This window comes from Bacillus sp. JJ1521, from assembly GCF_036965165.1.
Classification (GTDB): domain Bacteria; phylum Bacillota; class Bacilli; order Bacillales; family Bacillaceae_L; genus Ferdinandcohnia.
Window position 1 is genome coordinate 1,829 of the sequence record NZ_JBALOX010000164.1, and the last position, 5,513, is coordinate 7,341.

Consider the following 5,513-nt stretch of genomic DNA (forward strand, 5'->3'; position numbering starts at 1 on the left):
AGGCGCATTTGATTATAGAAAAGGGGAGTAAATCATGTCTATTCAAAACCGTGTCGTTCATGTGAAAAGAGGATTGGAGCTTGAGTGTAAAGGGTGGGAGCAGGAAGCTGCATTACGGATGCTGTATAACAATTTAGATCCTGATGTTGCAGAAAAACCAGAAGAACTTGTTGTGTACGGAGGCATTGGGAAAGCCGCAAGAAATTGGGAAGCATTTGACGCAATTGTTCATACACTCCGTCGTTTAGAAAATGACGAAACAATGCTAATTCAGTCTGGAAAACCTGTAGCAGTATTTAAAACTCACAAAGCAGCACCGCGTGTATTACTTTCGAATTCTGTTCTAGTACCGAAATGGGCAAACTGGGAGCATTTTCATGAACTAGATAGAAAGGGTTTAATGATGTATGGCCAAATGACAGCAGGAAGTTGGATTTATATTGGTTCCCAAGGGATTTTACAAGGAACCTATGAAACTTTCGCAGAAGTTGCGCGCCAGCATTTCGGCGGCTCATTAAAGGGAACGATTACACTTACTGCTGGATTAGGCGGTATGGGGGGGGCACAGCCACTTGCCGTTACGATGAACGGTGGTGTTTGTATTGCAGTGGATGTTGACAAATCTCGTATCCAAAAACGTATTGATACAAAATATTGTGATAGAATGACAGACTCAATCGATCGAGCCATCAAATGGGCATTGGAAGCTAAATACTCCGGTGACGCCTTATCGATAGGATTGATTGGAAATGCTGCAGAATTTCACCATGAATTATTAAATCGAAGCATACAGATTGATGTGATGACAGATCAAACTTCAGCACATGACCCGTTAAACGGATATGTTCCGGAAGGGTATTCCATTGAAGAAGCAAATCAGTTGCGTACCAATGATCCTGAAAAATATGTTAAATTATCAACTGCTTCGATGGCAAATCATGTTCGGGCTATGCTGGAATTTCAACACAGAGGAACCGTTACTTTTGATTATGGAAACAATATTCGCCAAGTTGCAAAAGACGAAGGCGTTGAAAATGCATTTGATTTCCAAGGGTTTGTCCCAGCATACATTCGTCCATTATTCTGCGAAGGTAAAGGACCATTCCGCTGGGCGGCATTATCTGGAGACCCACAAGACATTTATCGAACAGATGCCTTAATTAAGGAACTGTTTCCAGAAAATGAAGCTTTACTGCGCTGGATCGATATGGCCGGGGAAAAAGTGGAGTTCCAAGGGCTACCAGCTCGAATCTGCTGGCTAGGATACGGGGAACGTGTGAAAATGGGTCTCGCCATTAATGAATTAGTTCGAAAAGGTGAATTGAAAGCACCAATTGTAATCGGACGCGACCATCTTGACTGCGGTTCTGTAGCATCACCAAATCGTGAAACAGAGGCAATGAAGGATNNGTGGGCGACTGGGCTATTTTAAACGCATTGATCAATGTCGCTGCAGGCGGTTCATGGATTTCTGTTCATCACGGCGGGGGTGTAGGAATGGGATATTCACTGCATGCTGGAATGGTAGTTGTTGCAGACGGAACTGACCTAGCCGAAGAACGCCTACGACGTGTTCTAACCACTGATCCTGGCATGGGTATTGTCCGTCATGCGGATGCAGGCTATGAAAAAGCAATCGAAGTCGCAAAAGAACAAGGTGTGGATATACCGATGTTATAAAGAAAGGAGCGTTATCATGAAATACGATTTACTCGTCTATAATATTGGTCAATTAATTTTACCAAAACAAAGCACCGAACCTCTTAAAGGGGAAGAAATGAAGCAACTCACAATCAAGGAAAATGCTGCATTTGCCGTTCATGATCAAAAAATAGCTTGGATCGGTACTAATGAAGAAGCAAAACACATAAAAGCGGAATGGCATGAAGACGCAGGCCATATGGTTGTATCGCCTGGTTTAGTCGACCCACATACACATTTAGTATTCGGTGGTTCACGAGAAAAGGAACTTGCCTTAAAACAAGCTGGGGTGCCGTACCTCGAAATTCTGGCAAAGGGCGGAGGTATTTTATCAACCGTAGAGGACACGAAATTAGCAACAGAAGATGAATTATATGAGAAAGCTACCTTTTATTTAAACAGATTAATTTCTTTCGGTGTAACAAATGTTGAAATAAAAAGTGGCTATGGTCTAGAACCCGAAACGGAATTAAAACAGCTAAGGGTAATAAAAAGACTACAAGAGGACACAAACGTATCACTTGTTCCAACCTTTTTAGGTCCACACGCTGTTCCTCCATCATACAAAGGGAAGGAAGATGTTTTCCTTGAGGAAATGATCCAACTTCTAGATACAATACAAGAAGAGAACCTAGCACAGTTCGCTGATATTTTTTGCGAAACGGGTGTATTTTCGGTGCAGCAATCAGAGTATTTTTTACGAAAAGCAAAGGAAAAAGGTTTTGGCTTAAAAATTCACGCTGATGAAATTGACTCATTAGGAGGAACCGAACTAGCAGTTAAACTGGGAGCAACTAGTGCTGACCATTTAGTTGCGGCCTCTGATGAAGCAATAAATATGCTTTCCAAAAGCAGCACTGTTGCTGTTTTGTTACCTGGAACAACATTCTATCTTGGCAAGGATACTTATGCCCGTGCCCGAAAAATGATTGATGAAGGTGTAGCTGTAGCTCTTGCAACCGATTTTAATCCTGGCAGCTGTGTAACTGAAAACCTACAGCTAATCATGTCACTTGCTGCATTAAAATTAAGAATGACACCAGAGGAAATTTGGAATGCAGTTACAGTAAATGCTGCATTTGCTATCGGTAAGGGTGGAAAAGCCGGTACACTTACAATCGGCCAAAACGCAAATTTTGTCATATGGAAAATTCCAAATTATATGTACCTCCCATATCATTTTGGAGTAAACCATGCAGACACCATTTATATCAAGGGAAGGGAGCTATGGAGGACAAATGACTAAATTTAGCTATCTTACCCCTGGCAAACATAATTCTTTTAAAGACCGTTTTATTACAAAAGTGTCAGAGTGTATGAAGCCATTTCAAAATGGGGCTAAGGCCGATATCGGAATCATTGGTCTCCCTGCATCGAAGTCATCAATCTCACCATCGCTCGCAGCTGATGCACCTAAAACGATCCGAAATGCACTGAACGCCTATAGCACTTATTCAGGGGAACAGAATCATGATTACAAGGACACAACGATTTTAGATTTTGGTGATGTTTATACCCATCCGACAAACCTTGAAGAAACAACAGAACGATTATATACCAGTGTAAAGGAAATGCTACAAACCAATTCATGTGATCGGTATATTATGCTTGGTGGTGATCACGGTGTGAGCTATCCTTCGATTCGTGCATTTCAGCAGCACTATGGCAGAGTCGGTGTCATTCAATGGGATGCCCATCATGATGTACGAAACTTAGAGGATGGCGGAAGAACAAATGGGACTCCTTTTCGAAGTCTGATTGAGGGTAGTTTTTTAAAAGGGGAAGACCTTACCCAAATCGGAATACGCGATTATGCGAATGCAAAGGAATATCACGAATATGTAAAAAACAAGGGAGTGGTCGTCTATACGATGGATGATGTCGATCACCTTGGCATAGTTCCCATCATTCAAAATGAAATGGAGCGATTAGCGCAAAAGGTTGATTTTATCTATCTTTCAGTTGATATGGACGTTGTGGATCAAGCCTTTGCTCCAGGTTGCCCGGCAATTGGACCAGGTGGTTTCACATCAAGGGAATTACTTTTGAGTATCTCAGAAGCGGCAAGACACCCAAAAGTAAAAGCAATGGATATTGTTGAAATTGATCCATCTAAAGATGTTCGCGATATTACGAGCAGACTTGCAGCACATGCGATGATGAGGTTTATGTATACGTAAACAAGAGAATACTATTTTTAAAGGGAGATGACAAGTAAGCATCTCCTTTTCACATGCAAAGGGGAGAGTCATCGTGAGAGATCATTTTCAAATGATTCTTAAGCAAATTGAAAAGGAATACGACGTGAAAATTCTTTTCGCGTGTGAAGCCGGAAGCCGAATTTGGGGAATTTCGTCTGAGGAAAGCGATTATGATGTTCGTTTTATTTATATACATAATACCGACTGGTACCTTTCGATTGATCAACAACGGGATGTGCTTGAGTTTCCAAAAACTGATAAAGTAGATGTCCAAGTAGACCATTTAGTAGATATGAGTGGTTGGGAGCTAACGAAGGCTCTTCGACTTTTTCGAAAATCAAATCCTTCACTTTTGGAATGGTTACATTCAAATTTAATCTATTATGAAGATAAATCTTTTATCAAAAAAATGAAACAACTTGAACCAGACATCTTTTCACCCATTCCATGCATGTACCACTATGTGAAAATGGCAAAGGGAAACTTCAAAACCATTCAAGAAAAAGGACCACATTTAAAAACTTATTTAAACGTTATTCGTCCATTATTAATGGCTAAATCCATTGAAAAGCACAACAAAATGGCTAGCCTTGATTTGAATGAACTAATTAGTGATCTATTACCGAATAACGACCTAAAACAAAGCATAGAACAATTGATAAAAATGAAGTCTTCTGGTCAAAAACTCACTAAACAACTAACAGTAGTAGACAAATTTATTGATTTAGAAATCCAGCATCTAGAACAATACGTATCAAAGCTAGAATCCGATATTCCAAACCCAACACCTCTGCTTAATCAACTTTTTAGAGAAACATTAGCAGAGATATAGAAATGATATAGGTCCGCCAAGCGAATTTCTAGAATCCTGGTCTTGCTATTTAGGGGTAACAATGTTATCCCTTTTCTATGCAATTTTTTCATCTGAATCTATTTCAATTTTCTTTAAATGTTTTTGTCTTACATCCCAATAATAAACTCTAGGAAGTCCCCAATGCAGCCAATATTCATGAACCATAGTTGCTCCGACAAACAAAATCATTTGCATTTCTACTTGTTTCATTCAAATCGCCCCCTCTAAAAGAGTATACGGATTGAAACAGTTGTCCAATAACCAAAGATATCGCAGATACATGAAAATTATGGGCGATAGCACAAAGCATCATAAAACAAAAAAACCTATTCCAAAGATTTCAGCCTAGGAACAGGTCAAATATGTACTGGTACGCAATTGAGTTATTTGTTTTTACGCTTTTCACGTGCGGCCTTTTTCCGAGCTTTTTTACTCATGCCTTGTTCTGCACCAAATTCCGTGTCCATACTATTCGCCCCTGTTTGTGGCTGATTACTCTTATTTTTATTTGCCATTTTTCATAACCTCCTTTCATATTTAATACGCTGTTTGGTATGTACTTTATTTCCTATATTTTACAGCGTCATGTATATCATGGATGAATAGTAGAAAAATATACAAATTTCGACAAAAAGCTGTTTTGAAAGTAGTTTTTTAGTAAAATAATCAACATATCGAGCAAAGAAGGGATTTTGAAATCATGACATCTTATCTTGTAATTGGGGCTGGAATTTTGGGTGCGTCAACCACCTATCATC

5 protein-coding genes and 1 pseudogene are annotated in these 5,513 nt (G+C 39.7%); 4 read left to right on the forward strand and 2 right to left on the reverse strand.

Features of this window, described 5'->3' with window-relative positions; genetic code table 11:
• The first annotated feature begins 34 nt into the window (after positions 1-34).
• The 4 genes and pseudogenes from hutU (at position 35) to V7147_RS19835 (ending at position 4,734) form a co-directional block, all read left to right on the forward strand.
• Positions 35-1,680 (forward strand): annotated as a pseudogene (hutU, locus tag V7147_RS19820) (urocanate hydratase).
• A 16-nt stretch (positions 1,681-1,696) separates the two neighbouring features.
• On the forward strand, positions 1,697-2,947 hold the full coding sequence (hutI, locus tag V7147_RS19825) for an imidazolonepropionase (RefSeq protein WP_335369541.1): 1,251 nt from the start codon (positions 1,697-1,699) through the stop codon (positions 2,945-2,947).
• Positions 2,940-3,881, forward strand: a complete 942-nt coding sequence (gene hutG / locus V7147_RS19830) for a formimidoylglutamase (protein WP_335369542.1) — start codon at positions 2,940-2,942, stop codon at positions 3,879-3,881. The genes hutI and hutG overlap by 8 nt, the downstream gene beginning before the upstream one ends.
• 73 nt (positions 3,882-3,954) lie before the next feature.
• Complete coding sequence (locus V7147_RS19835) at positions 3,955-4,734, forward strand: nucleotidyltransferase domain-containing protein (RefSeq protein ID WP_335369543.1); 780 nt, start codon at positions 3,955-3,957, stop codon at positions 4,732-4,734.
• A gap of 75 nt (positions 4,735-4,809) precedes the next feature.
• On the opposite strand, the gene V7147_RS19840 is transcribed toward V7147_RS19835, so the two are convergent.
• Together V7147_RS19840 and V7147_RS19845 are read right to left on the reverse strand one after the other, a co-directional pair.
• The gene (locus tag V7147_RS19840) at positions 4,810-4,965 is read right to left on the reverse strand and encodes a hypothetical protein (protein WP_335369544.1); all 156 of its coding nucleotides are present in this window, start codon (positions 4,963-4,965) and stop codon (positions 4,810-4,812) included.
• A 173-nt stretch (positions 4,966-5,138) separates the two neighbouring features.
• Positions 5,139-5,270 carry a hypothetical protein gene (locus V7147_RS19845; protein ID WP_335369545.1) on the reverse strand — a complete coding sequence of 44 codons (132 nt, stop codon included), beginning with the start codon at positions 5,268-5,270 and terminating at the stop codon, positions 5,139-5,141.
• Between the last annotated feature and the right edge of the window lie 243 nt (positions 5,271-5,513).